Annotated in this window: 26 protein-coding genes; 17 read left to right on the plus strand and 9 right to left on the minus strand. The window is 62.1% G+C overall.

Annotated features, from left to right (window positions below; translation table 11 throughout):
* Positions 1–47 precede the first annotated feature (47 nt).
* The 6 genes from C5L13_RS15790 (at position 48) to C5L13_RS15815 (ending at position 3,153) form a co-directional block, all read left to right on the plus strand.
* Entirely contained in the window at positions 48–752 is a 705-nt protein-coding gene (locus C5L13_RS15790) for a glutathione S-transferase family protein (protein WP_105384230.1), read from the plus strand.
* 42 nt (positions 753–794) lie between these two features.
* Entirely contained in the window at positions 795–1,250 is a 456-nt protein-coding gene (locus tag C5L13_RS15795; protein ID WP_105384231.1) for a GFA family protein, read from the plus strand.
* A gap of 58 nt (positions 1,251–1,308) precedes the next feature.
* Positions 1,309–1,563 carry a type II toxin-antitoxin system ParD family antitoxin gene (locus C5L13_RS15800; RefSeq protein WP_105384232.1) on the plus strand — a complete coding sequence of 85 codons (255 nt, stop codon included), beginning with the start codon at positions 1,309–1,311 and terminating at the stop codon, positions 1,561–1,563.
* 3 nt (positions 1,564–1,566) lie between these two features.
* Complete coding sequence (locus tag C5L13_RS15805; protein ID WP_105384233.1) at positions 1,567–1,869, plus strand: type II toxin-antitoxin system RelE/ParE family toxin; 303 nt, start codon at positions 1,567–1,569, stop codon at positions 1,867–1,869.
* 117 nt (positions 1,870–1,986) lie between these two features.
* On the plus strand, positions 1,987–2,418 hold the full coding sequence (locus C5L13_RS15810) for a VOC family protein (RefSeq protein WP_105384234.1): 432 nt from the start codon (positions 1,987–1,989) through the stop codon (positions 2,416–2,418).
* A gap of 240 nt (positions 2,419–2,658) precedes the next feature.
* Positions 2,659–3,153 carry an invasion associated locus B family protein gene (locus tag C5L13_RS15815; protein ID WP_105384333.1) on the plus strand — a complete coding sequence of 165 codons (495 nt, stop codon included), beginning with the start codon at positions 2,659–2,661 and terminating at the stop codon, positions 3,151–3,153.
* A 44-nt stretch (positions 3,154–3,197) separates the two neighbouring features.
* On the opposite strand, the gene C5L13_RS15820 is transcribed toward C5L13_RS15815, so the two are convergent.
* From C5L13_RS15820 to C5L13_RS15830, 3 genes are all read right to left on the minus strand, one after another.
* On the minus strand, positions 3,198–4,406 hold the full coding sequence (locus tag C5L13_RS15820) for a D-alanyl-D-alanine carboxypeptidase (RefSeq protein WP_105384235.1): 1,209 nt from the start codon (positions 4,404–4,406) through the stop codon (positions 3,198–3,200).
* 108 nt (positions 4,407–4,514) lie between these two features.
* Positions 4,515–6,008, minus strand: a complete 1,494-nt coding sequence (gene glpK / locus C5L13_RS15825) for a glycerol kinase GlpK (protein ID WP_105384236.1) — start codon at positions 6,006–6,008, stop codon at positions 4,515–4,517.
* Between the two features lie 146 nt (positions 6,009–6,154).
* Positions 6,155–8,131 (minus strand): methyl-accepting chemotaxis protein, encoded by a 1,977-nt coding sequence (locus C5L13_RS15830; RefSeq protein WP_105384334.1) that lies wholly within the window; start codon positions 8,129–8,131, stop codon positions 6,155–6,157.
* A 287-nt stretch (positions 8,132–8,418) separates the two neighbouring features.
* Here C5L13_RS15830 and C5L13_RS15835 point away from each other — a divergent pair, with 287 nt between their 5' ends.
* The 6 genes from C5L13_RS15835 to C5L13_RS15860 all read left to right on the plus strand — a co-directional run bounded on the left by C5L13_RS15835 (position 8,419) and on the right by C5L13_RS15860 (position 15,705).
* The gene (locus tag C5L13_RS15835; protein WP_105384237.1) at positions 8,419–9,195 is read left to right on the plus strand and encodes a 3-hydroxybutyrate dehydrogenase; all 777 of its coding nucleotides are present in this window, start codon (positions 8,419–8,421) and stop codon (positions 9,193–9,195) included.
* A 49-nt stretch (positions 9,196–9,244) separates the two neighbouring features.
* Complete coding sequence (xdhA, locus tag C5L13_RS15840; protein ID WP_105384238.1) at positions 9,245–10,717, plus strand: xanthine dehydrogenase small subunit; 1,473 nt, start codon at positions 9,245–9,247, stop codon at positions 10,715–10,717.
* Positions 10,718–10,719: 2 nt separating this feature from the next.
* Positions 10,720–13,059 carry a xanthine dehydrogenase molybdopterin binding subunit gene (xdhB, locus tag C5L13_RS15845; protein WP_105384239.1) on the plus strand — a complete coding sequence of 780 codons (2,340 nt, stop codon included), beginning with the start codon at positions 10,720–10,722 and terminating at the stop codon, positions 13,057–13,059.
* A gap of 2 nt (positions 13,060–13,061) precedes the next feature.
* Positions 13,062–13,559 (plus strand): GNAT family N-acetyltransferase, encoded by a 498-nt coding sequence (locus C5L13_RS15850; RefSeq protein ID WP_105384335.1) that lies wholly within the window; start codon positions 13,062–13,064, stop codon positions 13,557–13,559.
* 30 nt (positions 13,560–13,589) lie between these two features.
* Positions 13,590–14,456: a xanthine dehydrogenase accessory protein XdhC gene (xdhC, locus tag C5L13_RS15855; protein ID WP_105384240.1), complete on the plus strand. Its 867-nt coding sequence runs from the start codon at positions 13,590–13,592 to the stop codon at positions 14,454–14,456.
* 316 nt (positions 14,457–14,772) lie between these two features.
* Positions 14,773–15,705, plus strand: a complete 933-nt coding sequence (locus C5L13_RS15860; protein WP_105384241.1) for a LysR substrate-binding domain-containing protein — start codon at positions 14,773–14,775, stop codon at positions 15,703–15,705.
* Positions 15,706–15,719: 14 nt separating this feature from the next.
* Here the strand turns inward: C5L13_RS15860 and C5L13_RS15865 are convergent, their stop codons facing one another.
* Complete coding sequence (locus C5L13_RS15865; RefSeq protein WP_158693458.1) at positions 15,720–15,947, minus strand: hypothetical protein; 228 nt, start codon at positions 15,945–15,947, stop codon at positions 15,720–15,722.
* Positions 15,948–16,043: 96 nt separating this feature from the next.
* Here C5L13_RS15865 and C5L13_RS15870 point away from each other — a divergent pair, with 96 nt between their 5' ends.
* On the plus strand, positions 16,044–16,961 hold the full coding sequence (locus tag C5L13_RS15870; protein WP_105384243.1) for a LysR substrate-binding domain-containing protein: 918 nt from the start codon (positions 16,044–16,046) through the stop codon (positions 16,959–16,961).
* 60 nt (positions 16,962–17,021) lie between these two features.
* Here C5L13_RS15870 and C5L13_RS15875 read toward each other — a convergent pair whose 3' ends face one another.
* Positions 17,022–17,381, minus strand: a complete 360-nt coding sequence (locus C5L13_RS15875) for a hypothetical protein (RefSeq protein WP_105384244.1) — start codon at positions 17,379–17,381, stop codon at positions 17,022–17,024.
* Between the two features lie 308 nt (positions 17,382–17,689).
* On the opposite strand from C5L13_RS15875, the gene puuD reads away from it, so the two are divergent.
* Together puuD and guaD are read left to right on the plus strand one after the other, a co-directional pair.
* A complete protein-coding gene (gene puuD, locus C5L13_RS15880) occupies positions 17,690–18,916 on the plus strand; it encodes a urate hydroxylase PuuD (protein WP_105384245.1) in 1,227 nt (408 codons plus the stop codon).
* Complete coding sequence (gene guaD / locus C5L13_RS15885) at positions 18,913–20,220, plus strand: guanine deaminase (protein WP_105384246.1); 1,308 nt, start codon at positions 18,913–18,915, stop codon at positions 20,218–20,220. The genes puuD and guaD overlap by 4 nt, the downstream gene beginning before the upstream one ends.
* A gap of 29 nt (positions 20,221–20,249) precedes the next feature.
* Here the strand turns inward: guaD and C5L13_RS28760 are convergent, their stop codons facing one another.
* The gene (locus tag C5L13_RS28760) at positions 20,250–20,411 is read right to left on the minus strand and encodes a hypothetical protein (RefSeq protein WP_158693459.1); all 162 of its coding nucleotides are present in this window, start codon (positions 20,409–20,411) and stop codon (positions 20,250–20,252) included.
* On the opposite strand from C5L13_RS28760, the gene C5L13_RS15890 reads away from it, so the two are divergent.
* Together C5L13_RS15890 and C5L13_RS15895 are read left to right on the plus strand one after the other, a co-directional pair.
* Positions 20,410–21,360: a flagellin N-terminal helical domain-containing protein gene (locus C5L13_RS15890; RefSeq protein WP_105384247.1), complete on the plus strand. Its 951-nt coding sequence runs from the start codon at positions 20,410–20,412 to the stop codon at positions 21,358–21,360. The genes C5L13_RS28760 and C5L13_RS15890 overlap by 2 nt on opposite strands.
* Before the next feature lie 195 nt (positions 21,361–21,555).
* A complete protein-coding gene (locus C5L13_RS15895; protein WP_105384248.1) occupies positions 21,556–22,701 on the plus strand; it encodes an alpha-hydroxy acid oxidase in 1,146 nt (381 codons plus the stop codon).
* Between the two features lie 40 nt (positions 22,702–22,741).
* Here the strand turns inward: C5L13_RS15895 and C5L13_RS15900 are convergent, their stop codons facing one another.
* The 3 genes from C5L13_RS15900 to C5L13_RS15910 form a co-directional block, all read right to left on the minus strand.
* On the minus strand, positions 22,742–23,494 hold the full coding sequence (locus C5L13_RS15900) for a hypothetical protein (protein WP_158693460.1): 753 nt from the start codon (positions 23,492–23,494) through the stop codon (positions 22,742–22,744).
* A 74-nt stretch (positions 23,495–23,568) separates the two neighbouring features.
* On the minus strand, positions 23,569–23,850 hold the full coding sequence (locus tag C5L13_RS15905) for a Txe/YoeB family addiction module toxin (protein ID WP_105384250.1): 282 nt from the start codon (positions 23,848–23,850) through the stop codon (positions 23,569–23,571).
* A complete protein-coding gene (locus tag C5L13_RS15910; RefSeq protein ID WP_105384251.1) occupies positions 23,850–24,137 on the minus strand; it encodes a type II toxin-antitoxin system Phd/YefM family antitoxin in 288 nt (95 codons plus the stop codon). The genes C5L13_RS15905 and C5L13_RS15910 overlap by 1 nt, the downstream gene beginning before the upstream one ends.
* Positions 24,138–24,181 lie beyond the last annotated feature (44 nt).

The raw sequence follows: 24,181 nt of genomic DNA on the forward strand, positions 1-24,181 counted from the left end.
GCCGGTGGCTATATTCCGCGGGAACAAATTGCAGACGAGGACACCGCATGGCCGATCTCTCCGCCTTCCCCATCGCCACCAAATGGCCCGCAGAGAACCCGAACATCCTGCAGCTCTATTCGACGCCGACGCCGAACGGCGTCAAGGTATCGATCATGCTGGAGGAGATCGGCCTGCCCTACGAGCCGCATTTCATCAATATCGGCGAGAACGAGACCTGGGGACCGGAATATCTGGCGCTCAATCCGAACGGCAAGATCCCGGCGATCATCGATCCCGACGGCCCGGGCGGCAAGCCGCTCGGCCTCTTCGAATCCGGCGCGATCCTGATCTACCTCGCCGAAAAGACCGGCAAGCTTCTGCCGGCCGACCCCGCCAAGCGTTACGAGACGATCCAGTGGGTGATGTTCCAGATGGGCGGCCTCGGCCCGATGTTCGGCCAGCTCGGCTTCTTCCACAAATTCGCTGGCAAGGACTATGAGGACAAGCGCCCGCGTGACCGCTATGTCAAGGAATCGGCCCGCCTCATCCGCGTCATCGAAACCCGGCTCGAAGGCCGCGACTGGATCATGGGCGGCGAATATACGATCGCCGACATTTCCATGCTCGGCTGGGTGCGCAACCTGATCGGCTTCTACGGCGCCGGCGAACTGATCGAATACGACCAGCTGAAGCGGGTCCCGCAATGGCTGGAACGCGGCCTTGCCCGGCCTGCGGTACAGCGCGGCCTGGAAATCCCCAAGCGGCCCTAGTTCTCGCCTAGGCACCCGCCGCAGAAAGACACGGAGGCTTACATGGCGAAACTCGCACTCCCCATGGAAGGTTCATGCCGTTGCGGTCGGGTCCGCCTGAGGATCAGCGCCCAGCCGATCCTCACCATGGCCTGCCACTGCAGCGGCTGCCAGAAGATGAGCGCCAGCGCCTATTCGCTCTCCGCCGCCATTCCGGCGCAGGGCTTCGAGGTCACAGAAGGCGAGCCGGTGATCGGCGGCCTGCACGGCCCCGACGCGCACCACTACCATTGCCCCCACTGCAAGAGCTGGATGTTTACCCGGCCCGAAGGCATGGACTGGTTCGTCAACCTGCGCCCCACCATGCTCGACGACGCAAAGTGGTTCTCGCCGTTCATCGAAACCTACACGTCCGAAAAGCTGCCCTGGGCGACGACCTCGGCGGTTCATTCCTACGAGACTTTTCCGCCTTTCGAGGCGTATGAAGGGCTGGTCAGGGAATTCGCGGCAAGGAACTGACGCTCACCCTTGCTAAAGCCTTCCGCCGCTTCCATGATTGGCAAAGAAGGAGTTGCCGATGGATATCAATGTCTCGTTGTCAGGCGATCTCGCGGAGTTCGTGAAATCCCAAGTGGAGTCCGGACGTTATCGCTCTTCGAGCGAAGTGGTGCAGGAAGCCTTGCGCCTGCTTGAGGAACATGACCGCGAAGCGGACGATCTCTTGCGCCTGAGGAAAGCATGGAACGAAGGCGCCGCGAGCGGCGACTATCGCCCGCTGGATTTGGCGACCATCAAGGACGAAGGCCGCAAGAAGTTGGCAGGTAAGCTCTGACTCATGACCAAGCCGGTCGTCTATTCGAGCCGCGCCCGTGATGACATGCTGGATATCTGGTCATGGATTGCCGAAAGCAGCGGCGTAACCTTGGCTGATACCGTCGTTGAGCGGATCGGAGCCCGCATAAGCCAACTCGAACACCATCCCGAGATGGGACCCGCACGGCCTGATATTGCGGAAGCGGCCCGCATGCTCGTAGTTGAAAGATGGCTCGCGCTCTATGCCATAGCGGAGGATCGGGTGCGCATCGTCCGGATCGTGGACGGGGCTGCCGATCTACGCCGCGTTCGATGGCAAGCCTGAGGCCGTTTCCCAAACAAAGAAGGATTTATTTTTATCCTTCCTGTCGGCTTCCGCTCATCCCGCCCGTCCTTGGGCAGGTTCACGCGGAACCTCAACCGAACAAGGAGGGAAAATTTCATGGAAGCGGCAGTTCAGACGAATGATCATCCGGCACCCTCGCCCGTCCGCGGCGGGCTTGTGGCCTATCTGCAGGTGGACGGCGCGATGAAGGCGGCCGAGTTCTACAAGCAGGCCTTCGGCGCCACGATCGAGTCCTTCTATCCGGTGGACGAGCAGGGCCGGACGATGCACGTCCATCTCTATATCAACGGCAGCTCGCTGATGTTGAGCGACGCCTATCCGGACCACGGATATCCGCATGAAAAGGCACAGGGCTATACCATGCTTCTGCCCCTGACCAACGAAGAGGTCGACTTCTGGTGGAAGCGCGCCGTCGATGCCGGGCTCGAGGTGAAGCTGGAGCTGCAGGTGATGTTCTGGGGTGACCGCTACGGCCAGCTCAGCGATCCTTTCGGCGTCTCCTGGGCTGTGAACGCTCCGGTAAAATAATCCCGGCCCCATCGAGACAGGCTCTGCAGGGCGGCCGGTTTCGGTCGCCCTTTTTCCGTTTTGGCGCCAGGCGAACACAATCGCCTCAAACCTTTGTGACCGGAACCGCCCTCACTTCGACACGAAAATTAACGTCTGGGTAACCGTCCGGACCTTGAATAAGGCCATCCTGAAATGGCCCATTTCCAGGCCGAGGCCGTCCGGTTCTCGCCCTGGGACCTGTTGCTTTGTGGAGATACCATGCCGATCAAGCCTTTCGTCCTCGCTCTTTCCGTCACCTTTGTCGCCGCGGCTTCTGCGACAGCCCAGCCGACCCGGGTCGCGCAGTTCGATGCCTGGGGTGTCTATTCCTATACCGATGCCGGCCAAACGAGCTGTTATGCGCTTTCGGTACCGGTGAATTCGGCGCCTGCCGGCATCGATCACGGAGACAATTTCTTCCTGATCGCACCTCACGGCGAAACCGCCTATGCGCCACAGGCGGTCATGGGTTACCCTCTTCAGGAAGGTTCCGAGATCAGCCTGACGGTGGGTGACGAGGCTTTCCGTCTGATGCCTGAGGACAAGACCGCCTGGCTGCGCAATCAGGAACGCGAGCCGGTTCTGGTGGATGCCATGCGCGGCGGAAGCGACATGAGGCTCGAAGCCACGTCCCGCCGCGGCACCAATACGAGCTATTCCTATTCCCTGCGTGGCGTCAGCGCCGCACTCCAGGCAGTACGCAAGTGCCGCTGATCCGAGGCATCTGCCCGGGAAAATTGGCGGACTGAAAAGAATATCTACCGCACCACGAAGCAGTTCACCGCTTTTGCCTGCAGCACCGAGCAGGCGCGGGTGGCGGTGTTCTGGTCGGCAAAGCCAACCAGGCGGGCCCGGAAATATTCCTTTCCGGCCTCCGCATAGCTCTCGACGCTCGGCGCGATGCGCCCGAAATCCGTCGTCAGCAGCGGCAGGGCTTTTTCGAGCATCGCGGACGCCGTCTCGCGATCGCCGGCGGCGGCGATCTGGATCTGCCAGAGCGGCCCGACCGGTTTCTGCGGTGTGGCATAGAGATTGGCGATCGATGCCTTCGCAGGCGGCGCACCGAGCGTGATCTCCTTCCGCGGCGCGACGAGCGCCAACGGCTGCGCCCCGGCAGGATCCCGCTTCTGCTGTTCCAGGGCCAGCAGACCGCCGGACGCGGCGCCGGTTCCCGGCACGTATTTGTCGAGCAGCGCCACCATCTGGTCGTCGCGCCGCCGCGCCGTCTTGCCGCCGAGAACGACGCCGATCACCCGTCTTCCGTTGATGTTGACGGCGCTCGCGATATTGAAGCCGGAGGCACGGATGTAGCCGGTCTTGACCCCGTCCATGCCGGGATATCGGTACATCAGGTTGTTGTGGCCCCGGATGCGTTTGCCTCGGAATTCGAAGGCACGCATCGAAAACAGCTGGTATTCGCGGGGGAAGTCGCGGATCAGAGCGAGCGCCATCATGCCCATGTCGCGCGCGGTCGTCACCTGGCTGTCATCGGGCAGGCCGGAAGCGTTGCGGAACACCGTGCGTGACATCCCGAGTGCACGAGCCTTCTGGGTCATCATCACGCCGAACCGCTCTTCGGTACCACCAAGATGATCGGCCATCGCGGCCGCGGCGTCGTTTGCCGAGCGCACGGCCATCGCAAGCACCGCCTCGCGCACCGTGATCGTCTGGCCGGCCTTGACCCCCAGCTTGAACGGTATCTTGGAGGCCGCGTTCGCGGTCATGACGATCTGCTGATCCCAGCCGAGGCGGCCGTCCTTGAGCGCCTCGAAGGTCATGTAGAGCGTCATCATCTTGGTGAGCGATGCCGGATGGTTGATGACGTCGGCATTTTCCGAAGCCAGCACCTTGCCGCTCTGGGCGTCGTAGATGAAGTGCGCATAACCCGCCTCGGCAGGCGTTCGGCTCATGGAGAGAGAGGCACCGACGAGAAACAGGAAGGCCAGGACATGCGCAATTCTTGACATCAATCTACCTCACTAAGTGCGCACGAACATAGGCCAAGGATGCTGGTGCGAAAATGGCGGAATTGAAATTTAACCGGATTTTCGCACTTACTTCCCCGAAAAGATCGCCTAGCCGGCGGTCAGCGTCCGTCTGACGGCATCTTTCCAGCCCCGGATTTTCGCGCCACGGGTCTTCTCGTCCATTTCCGGCTCGAAGCGGCGCTGGCGTGCCCAGCTCTTCGCAAACGCCTTCCTGTCCGGCCAGACGCCGGCTTTGGAACCGGCCAGCCAGGCCGCCCCGAGCGCGGTTGTCTCAAGGATGGTCGGGCGATCGACGGGCGCATCGAGCAGGTCGGAGAGACGCTGCATGGTCCAGTCGGAAGCGACCATTCCGCCATCGACGCGCAGCACGGTATCGCCATTGGCATTGCGCCAGTCCCGGCGCATGGCGTCGAGCAGATCGCGGGTCTGGTAGCAGACGGCTTCGAGCGCGGCGCGAGCGAATTCCGCGGGGCCTGTCGCGCGCGTCAGGCCGAAGATCGCGCCCCTCGCCTCGGCATCCCAGTGCGGTGCGCCAAGCCCGGTGAAGGCCGGCACCAGATAAACCTCCTGCTGAGGATCGGCTTCTGCCGCCAAGTCGCCGGATTGACTCGCCTTTTCGATGATGCCGAGCCCGTCGCGCAGCCATTGCACGGCAGCGCCTGCGATGAAGATCGAGCCTTCCAGCGCATAGGTCGTCTCGCCATCGAGCCGGTAGGCGATGGTCGTCAGAAGCCGGTTTTTGGAGCGGCACATGTCCGTGCCGGTATTCAGGACCGCAAAACATCCCGTGCCGTAGGTGGACTTCATCATGCCCGGTTCGAAACAGGCCTGGCCGATCGTGGCGGCCTGCTGGTCCCCGGCAACGCCGAGGATCGGGATCGCCGCGCCGAACAGGCTTTCGTCGGTGACGCCGAAATCGTCGGCGCAATCCTTGACTTCCGGCAGCATGGCGGCGGGAATGCGGAGAATTTCCAGGAGGTCGTCGTCCCAGCGGTTGTCGCCGATATTGTAGATCAGCGTGCGGGACGCATTCGTGGCGTCGGTGACGAAGCTTTTGCCCCCGGTCAGCCGCCAGATGAGGAAGGTGTCGATCGTGCCGAAGCAAAGCTCGCCCTTGGCCGCCCGCGCCCGCGCGCCTTTGACGTTGGCGAGCATCCAGGAAAGCTTGGTGCCGGAAAAATACGGGTCGAGCAGCAACCCGGTGCGGCGGGTGAACAGCTTTTCGAGATCCTGCCGCTTCAGTTTTTCGCAATAGCTCGCGGTGCGGCGGTCCTGCCAGACGATGGCGTTGTGGATGGGCTTGCCGCTCTCGCGTTCCCAGACGACGACCGTCTCGCGCTGGTTGGTGATGCCGATCGCAGCGATATCGGAGGCTTCGATCTTTGCTTCCTTCAGCGCCTGCTTGACCGTCCACAGCACGGTTTCCCAGATCTCCTCCGGATCGTGCTCGACCCAGCCAGGCATCGGAAAGATCTGCGTGAATTCCTTCTGGCCTATGCCGGCGATTTTCATCTTGCCGTCAAAAACGATCGCCCGCGTCGAGGTCGTCCCCTGATCGATCGCCAGAACATAACCCGCCATGCTGCTCTTCCTCCCCTAGAGTCTCGTGGAGACGGTTTCAGCAGGCCGGATCGCCATGTGTCAAACAAAAACATCGAGCCGGCCGATCGGAAAGTTCGATCGGCCGGCTCGATGAAGGTTTCGGTGAAGGTGTAACGTTCGATCGCTTAGAATTCTTCCCAGTTGTCCGCGGATGCCGCAGGCGAAGCCGCGACGGGCGCTCCGCCACCGGAGAAGGCCCTGGCGATCTTGCTGACCATGGAACGGGCCGGCGACGCAGCCGGGACCGAGCGCGCGGTTGCCGGCATGGCCGGTGCAGCCTGGCGAACCGAAGCCGAAGGCGTCGAGGCGTTCTGGCCGAGCTGGAAGTTGCCGATCAGCTCGCGCAGGCGGCCGGCATCGGTGGCGAGCGTGGCGCCGGCCGCATTGGCTTCTTCCACCATGGCCGCATTCTGCTGCGTCACCTGGTCCATCTGGTTGATCGCGGTATTGACTTCGGAAAGCCCGACCGACTGTTCCTTCGCCGAGGTGGCGATGGCGTCCATATGCTGATTGATCGAGATGATATAGGTTTCGATGGCCTTCAGCGCCTCGCCCGTCTCGCTCACCAGCTTGACGCCGCTTTCCACCTCGACGGACGAATTGCGGATGAGATCCTTGATCTCCTTGGCGGCCTTTGCCGACCGCTGGGCGAGTTCACGCACTTCCTGAGCGACGACCGCAAAGCCCTTGCCGGCCTCGCCGGCACGCGCCGCCTCGACACCCGCATTGAGGGCGAGCAGGTTGGTCTGGAAGGCGATGTCGTCGATCACGCCGATGATGTTGGAGATCTGGCTCGACGACTGTTCGATCTTGCCCATGGCGTCGACGGCGTTGGCGACCACGGTTTCCGACTGGCGGGCGCTCTCGTTCGCCTGGATGGCCACGATGCGGGCCTCCTCGGCGCGCCTGGAGGAATTGGAGACGTTGACGGTGATCTGGTCGAGCGCCGCCGCGGTCTCTTCCAGGGACGCCGCCTGCTGCTCGGTCCGCCTCGAAAGATCGTCGGCGCTCTGGCTGACTTCCCGCGCACCGCCATCGATGGAGGCACTGACGTCGGCAACCGTTCCAAGCGTCACGCGCAACTGTTCCACGGCACGATTGAAATCCGCGCGGAGCGTCTCGAAATCCGCGGCAAAGGGCTGGCTGAGCTGGAAGGAGAGATTGCCCGCGGAAAGGTGCTTGAGGCCTTCCGCCAGCCCGTTGGTCGCCTGGGTCATGGCTTCGGCGCGGATCCGTTCCAGTTCGGCCGAACGGCGGCGCTCGGCCTCCGTCTGATTGCGCTGCGTCTCCGCCTCGCCCTCGAGCTCTTTGGCTTTCAGCGCATTGTCCTTGAAGACCTGCACCGCCCGCGCCATGCTGCCGACCTCGTCCTTGCGGTCCTCGCCCGCCACGACGGCGCTGAGATCGCCTTCGGCGAGCCGCCCCATGACGCTGCCGAGCGACCGGATCGGCGCGGCGACATAGGCACGCAATGCCCAGCCGCTGACGATCGTCATCAGCACGAGCCCGCCGACCATCGAGCCGATCGAGGTCCAGTAGGTGACTGCAGACTGTTCCGACAGTTCGTCGCTGCGCACAGTCGTCGCCTTGGTGATTTCCGCGACCTTGCCGATCAGCGCCTTCGTCACTTCCTCGAATTGAGGAGAGCAATCCTTGAAGAAGAGCGAAGAAGCGCTCTTGATGTCGATATAGGTGATGGCCTTGGTGCCGGCTTCGGTCGTGGCGCGGCAGAGATTGTCCACCGTGTCGATGCCTCGGGCGCGGATATCCTTGATCGATGCGTCTCCCGGCAGGTCGGCGACGGCCAGATCCATGAATTCGACGAAGCGCCCGCGGCTCGCGGCCAGTGCCTCGAGCGATGCCTTGTCCCTCTCCTTTTCCGTCGACAGGAGCAGATCGTAGATCGACCCTCGGACGGACTGGAAGGCGCCGGTCGCCCGCGACAGCGTGATGGAGGCATCCGCCTCCCGCTCCAGGAGATCGGAATAGGCGTCGCTGACGCTGTTGATTTGATGGCCCGCATAGAAGGACAAGCCGACGGCAAACAGGCCGAAGGCGACGAGCAGGACCAGAAACTTGCCGATAATGGGTAGGTTTTTCATGGAAGACCTGTTGAATGTGACGGGGAGATCCGATTCCATGGATCGCGAGGCGGCGCCAGCGACCGGCACGCCACCTCCCCTGCAGGTGATGTCATTTCACCCGGTGATTGGCCTCAGCCTATAAGCCCAAGATTTATTAGGCGTTAATCGCAGCAGAAACCGGCAGATAGCGTCCGCCGCTCCACCGCTTTGGCCTTCGATCCGCCACCGATTGCCATTTCGCCCGAATTGAGAATAACCTGTGGGCGTTGCGGCGCACAAGAACGCCGCGTTGGAGGAGATAGGGCATGACCAGAACCGTCGTCGTCACCGGCTCAACGAGCGGCATCGGGCTCGGCATCGCGAAGGCGTTTGCAGCCGAGGGCGCCAATGTCGTCATCAACGGCTTTGGCAAGGCGGATGAAATCGAAACGGTCCGCAGGGCGCTGGACGATGCGAGCGCCGGAACCGTTCTTTATCACGGGGCCGACATGACCCGGCCGGAAGAGATCGAGGACCTGATCGCCACGGCCGTCAAAAACTTCGGAACCGTCGACGTGCTGGTCAATAATGCCGGCATCCAGCATGTGGCGAAGATCGAGGAATTCCCGGTCGAGAAATGGGACCAGCTGATCGCCATCCTGCTTTCCTCCGCCTTCCACACGATGCGTCATACGATCCCGTTGATGAAGCAGGCCGGCAAGGGCCGCATCGTCAATATCGCTTCCGCCCACGCGCTGGTCGCCTCGCCGTTCAAGTCGGCCTATGTGGCTGCCAAGCACGGCATATTGGGGCTCACCAAAACGGCGGCCTTGGAACTGGCCGAATTCGGGATTACCGTGAATGCGATATGTCCGGGCTACGTATTGACGCCGATGGTGGAAAAGCAGATCCCCGACACCGCCCGGGAGCGCGGCATTTCGGAGGCCGAGGTCAAGAGCGAAGTGATGCTGCGGTTGCAGGCGACGAAGGAATTCGTCTCGATCGACGAGGTTGCGGCAGCCGCCGTCTATCTGGCGAGCGATGCGGCGAGAAGCATCACCGGCACGCATATGTCGATCGACGGCGGCTGGACCGCCCAGTAGGATCGGCGGCGAAGGATTTTTAGCCGGCAACGGCGGACGAAGGAGAGAAATGAGCGAAGCCATCCGCTTCATCCTGAACGGAGAAGAGGTCACCCTTGGAGATTTCGGACCGACGGAGACCCTTCTCGACTATCTGCGCCTGAGGCGGCGGCTGACAGGAACCAAGGAAGGATGCGCCGAGGGCGATTGCGGCGCCTGCACGGTGCTCGTCGGGCGACTGACGGAACAGGGCCTGCGCTACGAAAGCGTCAATGCCTGCATCCGCTTTCTCGGGTCCTTGCACGGAACCCATGTGGTGACGGTCGAGCACCTGGCGGGCCGGGACGGTGCGCTGCACCCGGTGCAGCAGGCTCTGGTCGACTGCCACGGTTCGCAATGCGGCTTCTGCACCCCAGGCTTCGTGATGTCGCTCTACGGCCTCTGGCTTTCGAACCAGGCGCCGACCCGCGCCGATATCGAAAGCGCGCTGCAGGGCAATCTCTGTCGCTGCACCGGCTACGAGCCGATCGTGAAGGCGGCCGAGCAGGTTTCGCAGAACCGGCCAAGCTCGCTCTTTGACCCGCTGGAGCGCGACCACATCCAGATCATGGCGAAGCTCTGGTCGATCCATTCGGAGGCAGACACGATTGTCGTGGAAAAGGATGGCGCGCGTTCGATCGTACCGGCTTCGGTCGCCGCCTTCTCCGATATCCTGGCCGAAGAGCCGGACGCGACGATCATTGCCGGCGCCACCGATGTCGGCCTCTGGGTCACCAAACAGATGCGGCTTCTCAATCCGGTGATCTTCATCAATCACCTGACCGAGCTGCAATCCATCACATCCGACGAAACGACCATCACCATCGGCGCCGGCGTCAGCTATGCTCAGGCCTTCGACCTGTTGACGGACGAAATCCCGTCCCTTGGCCGGCTGATCGACCGGATCGGCGGACAACAGATCCGCAACATGGGTACGATCGGCGGCAATATCGCCAACGGCTCGCCGATCGGCGATATCCCGCCGCCGCTGATTGCGCTCGGCGCCGAGCTGACGCTGAGGACCCATGCCGGCCGGCGCACCATAGCGCTCGAGGATTATTTCCTCTCCTACGGAAAGCAGGACCGGCTGCAAGGCGAATTCGTCGAGAAGGTTTGCGTGCCGCGTCCGGCCGAAGGCAGCCATTTCGCCGTCTACAAGATCTCCAAACGGCGCGACGAGGATATTTCCGCGCTTTGCGGCGCCTTCAACCTGACCCTCGACGCCGAGGGCAAGGTCGCCAAAATCCGCATCGCCTTCGGCGGCATGGCCGCCACCCCGAAACGGGCGAAGCATGCGGAGGAAGCGCTGTTGGGAAAAGACTGGAGCTGGGAAACGGTTTCGGCTGCGCGCAACGCCTTTGACGAGGACTACGCGCCGCTGACCGATTGGCGGGCAACGGCGGAATACCGCAGCCTCGCCACCAAGAACCTCTTGACCCGCTTCTTCCTGGAAACCGCCGGCGCACCCACCGAACTCCGCCGTTTCGAGCTGGAGGAGGCGTAAGGATGGACAAGTCGACCTTCGAAACCAAGCCCGCCATCAAGGGTCCGATGCACAGCTCGCTGAAACATGATTCAGCGCATAAGCACGTCACCGGAAGTGCCGAATATATCGATGATATTCCCGAACCCTCAGGCACGCTGCATGGCGGCCTCGGCATGTCGGATCGGGCGCATGCGGAGATCGTCTCGGTCGATCTTTCGGCGGTAAAGGCAGCCCCCGGCGTCGTCTGGGTGATGACGGCGGCCGATATCCCCGGCTTCAACGACGTCGCCTCGACCGGCCAGCATGACGAACCGTTGCTCGCCACTGCAAAGGTCGAATTCCACGGCCAGCCGATCTTTGCCGTGATCGCCGAGACCCGCGATCAGGCCCGCCGTGCGGCAACGCTTGCCAGGATCGAATACCGCGACCTGCCGCACTGGACCGACATCGACGGCGCGCGCGAAAACGGCGCACCGCTCGTCGTCGAGCCGATGGTGCTGAAGCGCGGCGAGCCGGAAACCGAGATCGAGAACTCGCCCCTGCGCGTACAGGCTCACATGTATATCGGCGGCCAGGAGCATTTTTACCTGGAGAGCCATATCGCGCTCGCCATCCCCGGCGAGGACGAGGATATCACCGTCTGGTCCTCCACCCAGCATCCGAGCGAGGTGCAGCACATGGTGGCGCATGTGCTCGGCATCGCCAACAACGCGGTGACGGTCATGACCCGCCGCATGGGCGGCGGCTTCGGCGGCAAGGAAACGCAAGGCAACCACTTCGCCTGCCTTGCCTCGGTGGCGGCCAAGAAGCTGAAGCGGGCGGTGAAATTCCGCCCCGACCGCGACGAGGACATGGCGGTCACCGGCAAACGGCACGATTTCCGCGTCGACTACGACGTCGCCTTCGACGAAGAGGGCCATATCCATGCGGTCGATGCAACCTACGCGGCGCGCTGCGGCTTTTCCGCCGACCTTTCCGGCCCGGTCACCGACCGCGCGCTCTTCCACGCCGATTCCAGCTACTATTACCCGCATGTGCGCCTCGCCTCGCAGCCATTGAAGACCCATACGGTCTCCAACACCGCCTTCCGTGGCTTCGGAGGGCCGCAGGGCATGCTCGGGGCTGAGCGGATCATCGAAGAGATCGCCTATGCGACCGGCAAGGATCCGCTCGAAATCCGCAAGCTGAATTTTTACGGCAAGCGGGGCTCGGAGCGGACGGTGACGCCCTATCACCAGGAGGTCGAGGACAATGTCATTGCCAGGGTCGTCGAGGAGCTCGAAACCTCCTCCGACTACCAGGCACGGCGCCAGGCGATCATCGACTTCAACGCAGACAGCCCGGTGATCCGCAAGGGCATCGCGCTGACCCCGGTGAAGTTCGGCATCTCCTTCACCATGACCGCCTACAATCAGGCCGGCGCACTGGTACACATCTACAACGACGGCTCGATCCACCTGAACCATGGCGGCACCGAAATGGGCCAGGGCCTCTATACCAAGGTGGCGCAGGTGGTGGCCGACACCTTCCAGGTCGACATCGACCGGGTGAAGATCACCGCCACGACGACGGGCAAGGTTCCGAACACCTCGGCGACCGCGGCCTCGTCCGGCTCCGACCTCAACGGCATGGCGGCCTATGACGCGGCCCGCCAGATCAAGGAACGGCTGATCGACTTCGCCACCCGCCAATGGAAGGTCGGGCGCGACAAGATCGAGTTCCTCCCGAACCGCGTGCGGATCGGCAGCGAGATCGTGCCCTTCGATACCTTCGTGCGCGCCGCTTATTACGACCGGGTTCAGCTTTCCGCCGCCGGCTTCTACAAGACCCCGAAGATCCATTGGGACCGCAAGGCCGGCCGCGGCAGGCCGTTCTATTATTTCGCCTATGGCGCCGCGGTTTCAGAAGTGGCGATCGACACCCTGACGGGAGAATATCTGGTGGAGCGGACCGACATCCTTCACGATGTCGGCAAGTCGCTCAATCCCGCGATCGACATCGGCCAGATCGAGGGCGGCTTCGTGCAGGGCCTGGGCTGGCTGACCACCGAGGAACTTTGGTGGGATGCCGAGGGCCGGCTGCGCACCCATGCGCCGTCCACCTACAAGATCCCCCTCGCCTCCGACCGGCCGAAGATCTTCAACGTCAAGCTAGCCGAATGGTCGGAAAACGCCGAGCCCACCATCGGCCGCTCCAAGGCGGTCGGCGAACCGCCCTTCATGCTGGCGATCTCGGTATTCGAGGCAATCTCCATGGCGGTGGCAAGTGTTGCCGATTACCGGGTCTGCCCGCGGCTCGACGCGCCGGCGACACCCGAACGCGTGCTGATGGCGGTCGAACGGCTGAAATCGATCGGATGACCCTGAACATTCGTCCAGAACGCCCCGGCGACGAAGATATCATCCATGAGCTGACTGAGACGGCGTTCGCCACCATGCCCTATAGCTCTGGAACCGAAGGACCGATCATCCGCGCGCTGCGGGCCTCCGGCGATCTCACGCTGTCGCTGGTCGCGGAGGATGATGGAGCCCTCGTCGGACACGTCGCCTTTTCGCCGGTCACCATCGAGGGCATCCACGGCGGCTGGTACGGGCTTGGTCCCATATCGGTGCAGCCGGGACGGCAACGGCAGGGGATTGGAAAAGCGCTCATCGGCGAAGGGCTGGAGAGATTAAAGCAGCGTGGCGCGGCGGGCTGCGCCCTGATCGGCAACCCCGAAGTCTATCGCGGCTCCGGTTTCGAGAGTGACGGCTTGCTCTCCTACGGCGATCTGGATCGTCGCTACGTGCAGAGGATCATCTTCTCCGGTCCTGCGCCAAAAGGCGTCCTGCAGTTTTCGCCCGCCTTCGAAGCCCTTTGAATAGAAGGCGGTTTGGTGCAAGCTGACGAGATGCAAGATCGTTTCTCTATCCAGTTTCTAGCGCGCGACCTCAGCCTGTCCGCCTTCATCGCCAGCCACCCGCAGGTGATTCTGGTCGAAATCGCGCAGGCGAAGGGGTCGACGCCGCGCGAGGCCGGCGCCTTCATGCTGGTCGCCGACACGGCGATCTGGGGCACGATCGGCGGCGGTCAGTTCGAATACATGGCGATCGACAATGCCCGGGCGATGCTTGCCGGCGGCGGCGAGAGGGTGATGGACATTCCGCTCGGTCCGGAAATCGGCCAGTGTTGCGGCGGACGCACGCAGCTTGCCTTTACGCCCATGACCCAGGCAGTTGCCGACGCGCTGGAAGCGCGGATGCGTGACGAGCTGGAGCATCGTCCGTCGGTCTTCCTGTTCGGATCGGGTCATGTGGGCCAGGCGCTCGCAAGAGCGCTGGCGCCGCTGCCCTTCGCCGTGACCGTCGTCGAGACCCGGGCCGAGGCGCTCGAGGACCTGCCGGCGGACACGGAAACGCACCTGACCGCCATGCCGGAGGCCTTCGTGGAAAAGATCCCGAGCGGCGGCGCGGCGATCATCCTCACCCACGACCATGCGCTGGACTTCCTGATTGCGGAGCGCGCCCTCACCCGCACCGACCTCGCCTATGTCGGCATGATCGGCTCGGCCACCAAGCGCGCCACCTTTGCCGGCTGGCTGAAGAGAGAGGGGAGCGACGAGACGATCCTGACGCGGCTCGTCTTGCCGATCGGTGGCTCCCTCGTAAAGGACAAGCGACCGGCCGTCATCGCGGCTATGGTGGCGAGCGAGCTTCTGCAAACGCTCCTCACAGCCGGGCAGCGCGAGCCGTCAAAACGGCCAATGCCGACCGCGTGAACTCCGCCTCGCCTCCCAGAACGCTTCCGTTCGGCTCATCTGCAAAGGTTCGGGAAATCCGACGTCCTCGCGAAGCTCGTCCGGCAGTCCCGGCGCCCATGGCCGAGCAGGCCGAAGGAGACCTCTCAGAAAGCGGTGAAGATATCGCCGGATCGGATCCGGGCGTGTCGGCTTGGACGGCAAAGAACGGGCGCTTGCGGAAAGCATGTCTGCTCCACATCGAATGAGACTATTGGATGGTTGGAGCAATGATTGATGCGGATTGCCGAAAAATTCCAATTCAAATACGGTGGGCAGCAATAAAGAGAGCTTATCGATGAAACTGTCGCGCCGTTTTCCGCTGAATGCGCTCCGGGTCTTCGAGGTGGTCGCTCGCCTGGAAAATTTTACCCGCGCGGCGGAAGAACTCGGGATGACGCAAACCGCCGTCAGCTACCAGATCAAGCTTCTGGAAGACTATCTCGGCGATGCGGTTTTCATCCGCAAGCCGCGGGCATTGCAGCTCACCGAAACCGGCCGGGGCCTGTTGCCGAAAGTCTCGGAAGCCTTTTCGCTTCTGTCGGAAGCGGTGCATGCGGCGCGCGGCACGGCGGACGAGACACTGGAAATCCACTCCCCGCCGACCTTCGCCTCTCACTGGCTGGCGCGCCATATCGGAGAATTCCAGCTCGAACATCCCCATATCGCTGTACGTCTCGTGCGCGACGGCGCTCACGATGGGGAATATTCGCAACCCAGCGACGTCGCCATCCGTATCGGCGCAAACCCGTGGGACGGATTGATCTGCCACCCGATAATGCGCCTGACCTATGCGCCGATGCTCAATCCGCAGCTCGCCGAGAGTGTCGGGGGCATAAACACTCCCGCCGACCTGATGAAGCCGCCCTGGATTTCGAACGGCAAAGGCCTCTGGAACGACTGGTTCCAGGCCGCCGGCCTCGATCCCGTCGGGATCAGGCAGATGCAGCTCGACGCCGATGGCGCGCTCGATCTGGAGGCGAATGCGGCGATTGCCGGTCATGGGGTCGCGATGCTGAGCCCTTTCCTCTTCAAGGCCGAGCTGACCTCGGGACGCCTGGTGCAACCCTTCGATCTGGCGCTCAGCGACGCCAAGACCTATTGGCTCTGTTATCCCCCGGCGCGAAAGAACACGGCCAAGGTCAAAGCCTTCACCGCCTGGCTGCAGGCGTCCGTCGCACGCGACCTGGCCGCCGCACCGGGCGACCTTGCCCCGCTGGCGGCACGATGATCCGCCGCCATGTCTCATAGGCTCCGCTGCATGGAGATCATCCGCGTTGCCTGGAACGCGCCTTCGTCCGGCGGGCCGCGGCGGTCGCGACCGTCGAGCATGCCGATATCGCGCTTCCAGCTTTCCGGCATCTCGGCCACATCGACATTGTTTTGATGCGTAGAAAGCCTCCGGCTGATAAGCTCGCTCAGAGAAACATGCGGCAGAAACCGACCGAAATGCATGTGGGTTATAGAAAACATTGTTGACCTCCAACGGGATAAACCCGTTTCCATGGGTTCGTTGTGGAGGTAATGTGCGCCATGGGATGACGGTTATCCAATCGAATAACCGTATCCATGCATCAAGAGAACTCATCCATGAAGATGTCGAAACAGTTCCCTCTGAATTCCCTGCGGGTATTCGAATCCGCCGCCCGGCTGATGAGTTTCACCAGGGCGGGCGAGGAACTGGGACTGACCCAGACGGCGGTGAGCTACCAGATCAAGCTGCTGGAGGAGACGATCGACGAACAGCTTTTTCTGCGCCGTCCGCGTCAGGTGTCGCTGACCGAAGCCGGCGAGCGGCTGGCGCCGAAGATCACCGAAGCTTTCGCGATCATGACGGAGGCTATGACCAACCTGCGGGACGTATCGGAGGGGACGCTGGTCATCCACTCGACCGCGACCTTTGCCTCCCAGTGGCTGGCACGCCATCTCGGCACGTTCCAGCTCGAAAATCCGGGCATTGCCGTGAGACTGGAGACATCCCAGGAAATGGTCGACTTTTCGCGCACCCAGGCGGACATAGCGATCCGCAGCGGCAAGGGCGAGTGGCCGGGCCTACGCACGCATTTTCTGATGCACAATCATTTCACGCCGATGCTGAGCCCAGCTTTGGCCGCCACGATCGGTGGAGTGAAAACGCCTGAGGATATCCTCAAGCTCAGGATAATCGATCCCGGCGATCCCTGGTGGCCGTGCTGGTTTGCCGCCGCCGGCCTGCCGGATGTGGATCTCGCCGGCCGGCCGGTCAGCAGGTTCGGCGCGCAGGCCTTCGAGGCATCCGCCGCGATCGCCGGCCAGGGTGTGGCGATCCTGCAGCCGGAATTTTATACCGCCGATATCGCCCTCGGGCGACTGATCCAGCCGTTCGACATTCTGGGCCACGACGGCAGCGACTATTGGCTCGCCTATCCGGAACCGCGCAGGAATTCCCGAAAAATCCGCGCCTTCCGCGAGTTTCTGCTGAAAACCATGCCGGCTACCGAAGGTTAGCAGCCAGTTTCCTATCCGCCGCATTTCCGGAGGGAAAACCGTCTGACCGTTCCGAAAGCCTCAGTAGCTCATATCCGGTGCGTAGAAACAGCGAAGCGTATCCTCGGTCGGATAAAGGCAGAGGTGATATTCCTCGTCCTGGCTGCGCCGCGCCTGGCTCTGTTTTAGCGAAAAATGGTGGGGCCTGGTGATCAGTCTATGGTCACCGGGACCGAGCGAGATTTCGTAGCCTCCCTCGGTGACCCTGACGTTTTTGGTCGAAATCATCTGGCAATCGCCGGATAGGTTGTCACCGTTGCAGCAGAAGCCGTCATATTTCCAAGTGACGCCCGTCGGGCTGTGCGCCTCATGGGCGGCCGCCGCGCCAACCTGTAGGCTCGATACAAACGCAATCATCACACCTGTCAGAATACCACGCATGAGCTTAGTCTCCGTTGATGATGCCATCCCCGGCGAGCTCTCACGCAATACCCGGACCTCGCCGGTTGACTTGCATTTGTCACATTACGTGAGTCGGGCTAGCCGGCCATTCCAATATTTTGCAATGCACAATTAATACATTCGAAAATGGTCATCTTAAGATCACGCGCAAGTGAGAACTCCGAGTCATCAATGTGAGTTCCGTGGGAAGACAAAAAGGTTCCCGGAGATAAGCGCTTCCCTCCTTCCGGTTTTTTTCGCAGAGTGGCGAGCCGGGGGGCAAAAAAGGGAATCGAAGGGGACCCTGAATGTATGAATACGCCGTTGCCTGGGAGTGGCTGAGCTTTGCCGCCCGCTGGTTTCACGTCATTACCGCGATCGCCTGGATCGGCTCGTCCTTCTATTTCATCGCACTGGATCTCGGTCTGGTGAAACGGCCGCATCTGCCGGCCGGCGTCTATGGCGAGGAATGGCAGGTGCATGGCGGCGGCTTCTACCACGTCCAGAAATATCTGGTGGCGCCGGCCGAGATGCCCGAGCATCTGACCTGGTTCAAATACGAGAGCTATTTCACCTGGCTCTCCGGTTTCCTGATGCTCTGCATCGTCTATTACGGCGGCGCCGACCTCTTCCTGATCGACCGGACGGTGATGGAACTCGCCCCCTGGCAAGCCATCCTCATCTCGCTCGCCTCGCTGGCAATCGGCTGGATCATTTACGATCAGCTCTGCAAGTCGCCGATCGGCAACAATACCTGGGGCCTGATGGCGCTCCTCTTTATCGTGCTGGTGGCCATGGCCTGGGGTTACACGCAGGTCTTCACCGGCCGCGCCGCCTTCCTGCATCTCGGCGCCTTCACCGCCACGATCATGTCCGCCAATGTCTTCTTCATCATCATTCCCAACCAGAAGATCGTCGTGGCGGATCTGATTGCCGGCCGCACGCCGGACCCGAAATACGGCGTCATCGCCAAGCAGCGCTCGCTCCACAACAACTACCTGACGCTGCCCGTCATCTTCTTCATGCTCTCGAACCACTATCCGCTGGCCTTTGCGACCGCCTTCAACTGGGTGATCGCAGCACTCGTCTTCCTGATGGGCGTGACGATCCGGCACTGGTTCAATACGACCCATGCGCGAAAGGGCAGACCGACCTGGACCTGGCTGGTGACCGTCCTGCTCTTCATCGTCATCATCTGGCTTTCGACGGTGCCCAAAGTACTGACCGGCGAGACGGAAACCTCCATGACCACGACGGAGCAGAAATTCGCCTCCAATGCGCATTTCGGCGCGGCGAAGGACGTGATCCTCGCGCGCTGTTCGATGTGCCACGCCGCTGAGCCGGTCTGGGAAGGCATTTCCTTCACGCCGAAATCAGTGAAACTGGAGACCGACCGGGAGATTGCCGCGCATGCCCGCGAAATCTATATCCAGGCGGGCCGGAGCCATGCCATGCCGCCCGGCAACGTCACCGCCATTTCGCCCGGCGAGCGCAAGCTTCTGACGGCGTGGTACGAAAGCACGATATCCGAATGACCGAAAAACTGATCCGCGGACGATTGCTCTCTTTCAAGCGCGCGCCGCAAAGCCTTACAGACACCGAGAGCTATTCGTATGAAAGCGACGGCGCGCTGCTGGTCACCGATGGCAAGATCGCCGCTGTCGGCGACTATGCGGTGGTGAAGGCAAAGGCCGCGGATGGTGTGGAGGAAATCGACCACCGGCCGCATCTCATCCTGCCGGGGTTCATCGACACCCATATGCATTTCCCGCAGATGCAGGTGATCGCCTCCTATGCGGCCAATCTGCTCGAGTGGCTGAACACTTACACCTTTCCGGAGGAATGCCGGTTCGTGGAAAGCGAGCATGCAGCCCGCATCGCCACGCATTTCTATGACGAGCTTCTGCGCCACGGCACGACGACGGCGGCCGCCTATTGCTCCGTCCACAAGAGTTCGGCCGACGCCTATTTCGCCGAAGCCCTGAAGCGCGACATGTGCATGGTGGGCGGCAAGGTGATGATGGACCGCAACGCGCCGCAGGGCCTGCTCGACACACCGGAAATGGGTTACGACGAGACGCGGGCCGTGATCGCCGATTGGCACGGCAAGGGCCGAAACCACGTTGCCATAACCCCGCGCTTCGCGATCACCTCGACGCCCGGCCAGATGAAGGCCGCCCAGGCGCTGGCCGAAGAGTTTCCGGACCTCCACATCCAGACCCATCTTTCCGAAAACCACGAGGAAATCCGCTACACCTGCGAACTCTATCCGGAGGCGACGGACTATACGGATATCTATGCCCGCTACGGCCTTTTGGGAAAGAAGACCCTGCTCGGCCATGCGATCCACCTCTCCGACCGCGAGGCGGATGTGCTTTCGGAGGCGGGCAGCGTCGCCGTTCACTGCCCGACCTCCAACCTCTTTCTCGGCTCCGGCCTCTTTCCGATGAAGACGCTGATGCGGCGGGAAAAGCCGGTCCGCGTGGCGGTCGCGACCGATATCGGCGGTGGATCGAGCTATTCCATGCTCAGGACCATGGACGAAGCCTACAAGATCCAGCAGCTTCTGGGCGAGCGTCTCAATCCGCTCGAAAGCTTCTACCTGATGACGCGCGGCAATGCCGAAGCCCTGTCGCTGGTGGACCAGATCGGCACGTTGGAGCCCGGCACCGATGCCGACCTGGTGGTGCTGGACGCTGCGCCGACGCCGGCGATGAAGCTTAGGATGGAGACCATCAAGACGCTGCCGGAAGAACTCTTCCTGCTGCAGACCATGGGCGACGACCGAGCAGTCGTCGAGACCTATGTGGCGGGCAACGCCATGAAGGAAAGCATCTGAGCGCTCCAGGCCTGAAAAACACTCATTTCTTAAAATCTTAACAAATCCTCAAAGCCGATTGAAATCTCTTTTGCGCAAGGATGACCGCAGGTGATGAATCCGCGTTCATGCAAGGGACGCACCGCAACGGCATGATGCCGATCTTCACCGCGCCGATAAACGTGTCGTCCCTCCTGCGCGAGAAGTTTCATGGCCACCATTTCCTATAACCAGTCGTCGGCATCGGCGCTTGCCCTGCTGACCGGTTCGACCCGGGCGCTGGAACGCCAGACGGTCCGGGTCGCATCCGGTCGCGAAGTCAACCAGGCGTCCGACAACGCCGCCTACTGGTCGATCGCGACGTCGATGCGCTCCACCGGCCTGTCGCTCTCCTCCGCGCAGGACGCCGCGGGCCTTGCCGCCGCGACCACGGATATCGCCTCGCTCGGCATGGAAGCGGCCACCGGCATCGTCTCCGAGATCAAGGCAAAGCTCATCCTGGCGCGCTCGCCGGGCGTCGACAGAGATGCCGTCAATGCGGAAATAGCGCAGCTGAAGGAGCAGCTGGGCACGGTATCTGAGTCTGCCTCCTTCAACGGCGAAAACTGGTTGCAGGCTTCCGGCGCGCCGGGTGTCAAATCCCTGGTGGCCTCGCTGTCCACCGGTCCGGACGGCACGACCTCCATCAACACCATTGAGGTCGATACGAGCGAGACGACGCTGACCAGCAGCGGCAATCCCGAAGACGGCCTTTTGACGAGGACTTATTCCGGTACCACGCCGGCGGGCAATGCCTATGAATATTACCTGCTATCCTCGGGCGGCACGCCGGCTTCGGCTACGGCCAAGGAAGTCGGGATTTCAAACGCGACGACCGAGGACGAACTGGACGGCATGATCTCCGCCGTGGACAGCATGTTGTCCGGCCTCACCTCCGCCGGCGCACGCCTCGGCGCCACCTCGGGTCGCATCGGCGGCAACATGGATTTTCTTTCGAAACTGCAGGATTCCATCGAACGCGGCGTCGGGCGCCTCGTGGATGCCGACATGGAGGAGAGCGCCGTCAAGCTTGCCGCAGCGAAGGTGCAGCAGCAGCTCCAGACGATCGGCCTGAACATCGCCAACGAGCAGGCCAAGAGCATTCTCACGCTTTTCCGCTGATCTTCCCGGCCTGATCAGCAACAAACAAAGCCACGCGCCTTAACCGCCGTGGCTTTTTTGTTTTCGGGATGCGGCACCCTTTTCTTTCCGGCGGTTAAGACTGGATATCTGCGTCATGATTTCCGATGACCATGGCTGAAATTTTGTGCTAACTCCTTGCCCGCCCTGTTTCCCGCCTCGAAAGCAAACCGACCGATGTCCAAGCCGCTGACCATTGCAGACCTGAAGACCCTCGCCCGCCGCCGTGTCCCGAAAATGTTCTTCGACTATGCCGACAGCGGCGCCTGGACCGAAGGCACCTACCGGGCAAACGAAGACGATTTTGCGAAGATCAAGCTGCGTCAGCGCGTGCTGGTCGACATGACCGACCGGTCTCTGGCAACGACCATGATCGGCCAGAAGGCCGCCATGCCCGTGGCGCTCGCACCGACCGGGCTTACCGGCATGCAGCATGCCGACGGCGAAATGCTGGCCGCGAAGGCCGCCGAAGAATTCGGCGTTCCCTTCACGCTGTCGACCATGAGCATCTGCTCGATCGAGGACGTCGCTTCTGTCACCTCGAACCCCTTCTGGTTCCAGCTCTACGTGATGCGCGACCGCGGCTTCATCGAGCGGCTGATCGGTCGCGCCAAGGCGGCGAAATGCTCGGCGCTCGTCGTCACGGCCGACCTGCAGATCCTCGGGCAGCGGCACAAGGATCTTCGCAACGGCCTCTCCGCTCCCCCGAAATGGACGCTGAACAGCGCCCTGCAGCTCGCCACCCGGCCGCGCTGGTGCCTGGAAATGCTCGGCACCAAGCGGCGCGGCTTCGGCAATATCGTCGGCCATGCGAGCAATGTTTCCGACCTGTCCTCGCTCAGCGCCTGGACGGCCGAACAGTTCGATCCGCGACTGTCCTGGGACGACGTCCGCTGGATCAAGAACCTCTGGGGCGGCAAGCTGATCATCAAGGGCATCCTTGACGAAGAGGATGCGCGTGCCGCTGCCGACACCGGCGCGGATGCGATCATCGTCTCGAACCATGGCGGACGGCAGCTCGACGGCGCCCCCTCATCGATCAGCATGCTGCCGAGGATCGTCGATGCGGTCGGCGACCGGATCGAGGTGCATTTCGACGGCGGCATCCGCTCCGGCCAGGACGTCTTGAAGGCCGTAGCGCTCGGCGCCCGCGGCACCTATATCGGCCGGCCCTTCCTCTACGGCCTCGGCGCCATGGGCAAGCCCGGCGTCACCACGGCGCTCGAAATCATCCGCAAGGAGATGGACATCACCATGGCGCTTTGCGGCAAGCGGGACATCCAGACGATCGACCGCAACATTCTCGCCAATATGCCGTTCTGAGCAGGAATTGCGATTGAGAAGGCGACCTTGGGCGGCAGCGTCAGCACCAGCGGCCCTTGGCGCCCGGCTTGCGGGCGAGGCCTTCGCGCACGAGTATATCGGAAAGCGACATGCCGTTGCGGGTCACCTGCCTCAGCTTGTGGCCGTCGACCTCGGAATCGTTCCCCTGCCAGGTGACCAGCTCGAAAGGCCCGGAATCGAGGAAGGCACGCACCCTGAGTTCCGCGTCGCTCGCCTTGACACGTTCTTCCTCGCAGCGCGGCTTCTTGATGTCGGGCACTTCAACGCCCACGAGGCGGATCTTTTGACCGTGAAAAACGAACCGGTCGGCGGAAACCACGCAGTCATCCTGCTTCGCCGTGCCGCAGAGATAGAATTTTGCCTGATAGGCGCCAGCAAGTCCCTCGTCCGCTTTCGGGGGCTCGCCGGCCTTCGGCGTCTCGTCGGTAAACGGCTTGCCGATCGGTGCCGGCGGGATGATCGCCGCCGTGTGGTTCTGGTCCGGCGGCGTCGCAGGCTTTGATATCACCGGGCGGTGAGCCGTTGCGACAACAGGTTTCGGCGGAACCGGTTTGTCGGGAGCAGAGGCAGGCTTGGCCGCGACGTGAGTTGGTTTGTCCGACGTCAGGCTGGCGACGAAACGGCGCGCTGCAGCCGAGTTCTCATAAAGGGCGATTCCGCCGGCGACGGCAGCCAAGGCCCCGACCCAGAGCCAGGTCGACGAGCCGGAACCCGCAGCCGAACGCTTGCCGCCTTTACGGCGAGAACCGGATTTTCCCCGCGACTGAGCCATGACCATCTCCACTTTTCGAATCGAGGAGAAGTATCGGGAGGAAGGATTGCCGAATGGTTTCTGCGAGGTCGTCGTCAGTAGTGAAAACGGCATTGGAGAACGACGAGCCTTGGCTCACCAACGTCTTCCACCCTATACACCAGCCGGTGTTCCTGCGTAATCCGCCGAGACCACTGGCCCTTGAGTTGGTTGCGCAGCGGTTCAGGCTTTCCGATACCTTCAAAGGGATGGCGCAACGCATCCTTGATCAGTTCATTGATCCGAATGACGATCTTCGGGTCGGTCTCTTGCCAGTAGATATACTCGCGCCAAGCTTCCGGCTCCCAGACAAGCAGAAACGTCTTAGCGGGTGGCATCAACCGGTCTTCTTGGTCAGGGCATAGTCTTCCGGCTCGATAAGGTCATGAACGATCAAGTTCTTCCCTTCCTCGGCGTTGGCGATCGCTTCCATCAAACGCGTCGCATTCGCCGGCGTGGAAAGAAGATGAAGCGTCTCCAGCATGCCCTCATATTCATCCTTGTCGATCAGAATGGCAGAGGGCTTGTCCCGGCGCACGATCTCCACCGCGACGCGATCGTTCGAAACTTCATCGAGAAGGCTCGCGAGTTCCTGACGGGCTTGGGAAAACATGATCGTGCGCATCCGGGCCTCCAACTAAGACATGTACAATAAATAGTACAAGTCCT

Source organism: Neorhizobium alkalisoli (genome assembly GCF_002968635.1).
GTDB classification, from domain to species: Bacteria; Pseudomonadota; Alphaproteobacteria; order Rhizobiales; family Rhizobiaceae; genus Neorhizobium; species Neorhizobium alkalisoli.

What these genes read in the sequence shown, in the direction of transcription:
- C5L13_RS15910 (WP_105384251.1), bottom strand. Translation starts at nt 24,137, where the DNA reads ATGCGCACGATCATGTTTTCCCAAGCCCGTCAGGAACTCGCGAGCCTT.
- xdhB (WP_105384239.1), top strand. Translation starts at nt 10,720, where the DNA reads ATGGACAAGTCGACCTTCGAAACCAAGCCCGCCATCAAGGGTCCGATG.
- C5L13_RS15895 (WP_105384248.1), top strand. Translation starts at nt 21,556, where the DNA reads ATGTCCAAGCCGCTGACCATTGCAGACCTGAAGACCCTCGCCCGCCGC.
- C5L13_RS15790 (WP_105384230.1), top strand. Translation starts at nt 48, where the DNA reads ATGGCCGATCTCTCCGCCTTCCCCATCGCCACCAAATGGCCCGCAGAG.
- C5L13_RS15805 (WP_105384233.1), top strand. Translation starts at nt 1,567, where the DNA reads ATGACCAAGCCGGTCGTCTATTCGAGCCGCGCCCGTGATGACATGCTG.
- guaD (WP_105384246.1), top strand. Translation starts at nt 18,913, where the DNA reads ATGACCGAAAAACTGATCCGCGGACGATTGCTCTCTTTCAAGCGCGCG.
- xdhA (WP_105384238.1), top strand. Translation starts at nt 9,245, where the DNA reads ATGAGCGAAGCCATCCGCTTCATCCTGAACGGAGAAGAGGTCACCCTT.
- C5L13_RS15835 (WP_105384237.1), top strand. Translation starts at nt 8,419, where the DNA reads ATGACCAGAACCGTCGTCGTCACCGGCTCAACGAGCGGCATCGGGCTC.
- C5L13_RS15800 (WP_105384232.1), top strand. Translation starts at nt 1,309, where the DNA reads ATGGATATCAATGTCTCGTTGTCAGGCGATCTCGCGGAGTTCGTGAAA.
- C5L13_RS15900 (WP_158693460.1), bottom strand. Translation starts at nt 23,494, where the DNA reads ATGGCTCAGTCGCGGGGAAAATCCGGTTCTCGCCGTAAAGGCGGCAAG.
- puuD (WP_105384245.1), top strand. Translation starts at nt 17,690, where the DNA reads ATGTATGAATACGCCGTTGCCTGGGAGTGGCTGAGCTTTGCCGCCCGC.
- xdhC (WP_105384240.1), top strand. Translation starts at nt 13,590, where the DNA reads ATGCAAGATCGTTTCTCTATCCAGTTTCTAGCGCGCGACCTCAGCCTG.
- C5L13_RS15870 (WP_105384243.1), top strand. Translation starts at nt 16,044, where the DNA reads ATGCATCAAGAGAACTCATCCATGAAGATGTCGAAACAGTTCCCTCTG.
- C5L13_RS15860 (WP_105384241.1), top strand. Translation starts at nt 14,773, where the DNA reads ATGAAACTGTCGCGCCGTTTTCCGCTGAATGCGCTCCGGGTCTTCGAG.
- C5L13_RS15810 (WP_105384234.1), top strand. Translation starts at nt 1,987, where the DNA reads ATGGAAGCGGCAGTTCAGACGAATGATCATCCGGCACCCTCGCCCGTC.
- C5L13_RS15795 (WP_105384231.1), top strand. Translation starts at nt 795, where the DNA reads ATGGCGAAACTCGCACTCCCCATGGAAGGTTCATGCCGTTGCGGTCGG.
- glpK (WP_105384236.1), bottom strand. Translation starts at nt 6,008, where the DNA reads ATGGCGGGTTATGTTCTGGCGATCGATCAGGGGACGACCTCGACGCGG.
- C5L13_RS15890 (WP_105384247.1), top strand. Translation starts at nt 20,410, where the DNA reads ATGGCCACCATTTCCTATAACCAGTCGTCGGCATCGGCGCTTGCCCTG.
- C5L13_RS15830 (WP_105384334.1), bottom strand. Translation starts at nt 8,131, where the DNA reads ATGAAAAACCTACCCATTATCGGCAAGTTTCTGGTCCTGCTCGTCGCC.
- C5L13_RS15865 (WP_158693458.1), bottom strand. Translation starts at nt 15,947, where the DNA reads ATGTTTTCTATAACCCACATGCATTTCGGTCGGTTTCTGCCGCATGTT.
- C5L13_RS15875 (WP_105384244.1), bottom strand. Translation starts at nt 17,381, where the DNA reads ATGCGTGGTATTCTGACAGGTGTGATGATTGCGTTTGTATCGAGCCTA.
- C5L13_RS28760 (WP_158693459.1), bottom strand. Translation starts at nt 20,411, where the DNA reads ATGAAACTTCTCGCGCAGGAGGGACGACACGTTTATCGGCGCGGTGAA.
- C5L13_RS15820 (WP_105384235.1), bottom strand. Translation starts at nt 4,406, where the DNA reads ATGTCAAGAATTGCGCATGTCCTGGCCTTCCTGTTTCTCGTCGGTGCC.
- C5L13_RS15905 (WP_105384250.1), bottom strand. Translation starts at nt 23,850, where the DNA reads ATGCCACCCGCTAAGACGTTTCTGCTTGTCTGGGAGCCGGAAGCTTGG.
- C5L13_RS15815 (WP_105384333.1), top strand. Translation starts at nt 2,659, where the DNA reads ATGCCGATCAAGCCTTTCGTCCTCGCTCTTTCCGTCACCTTTGTCGCC.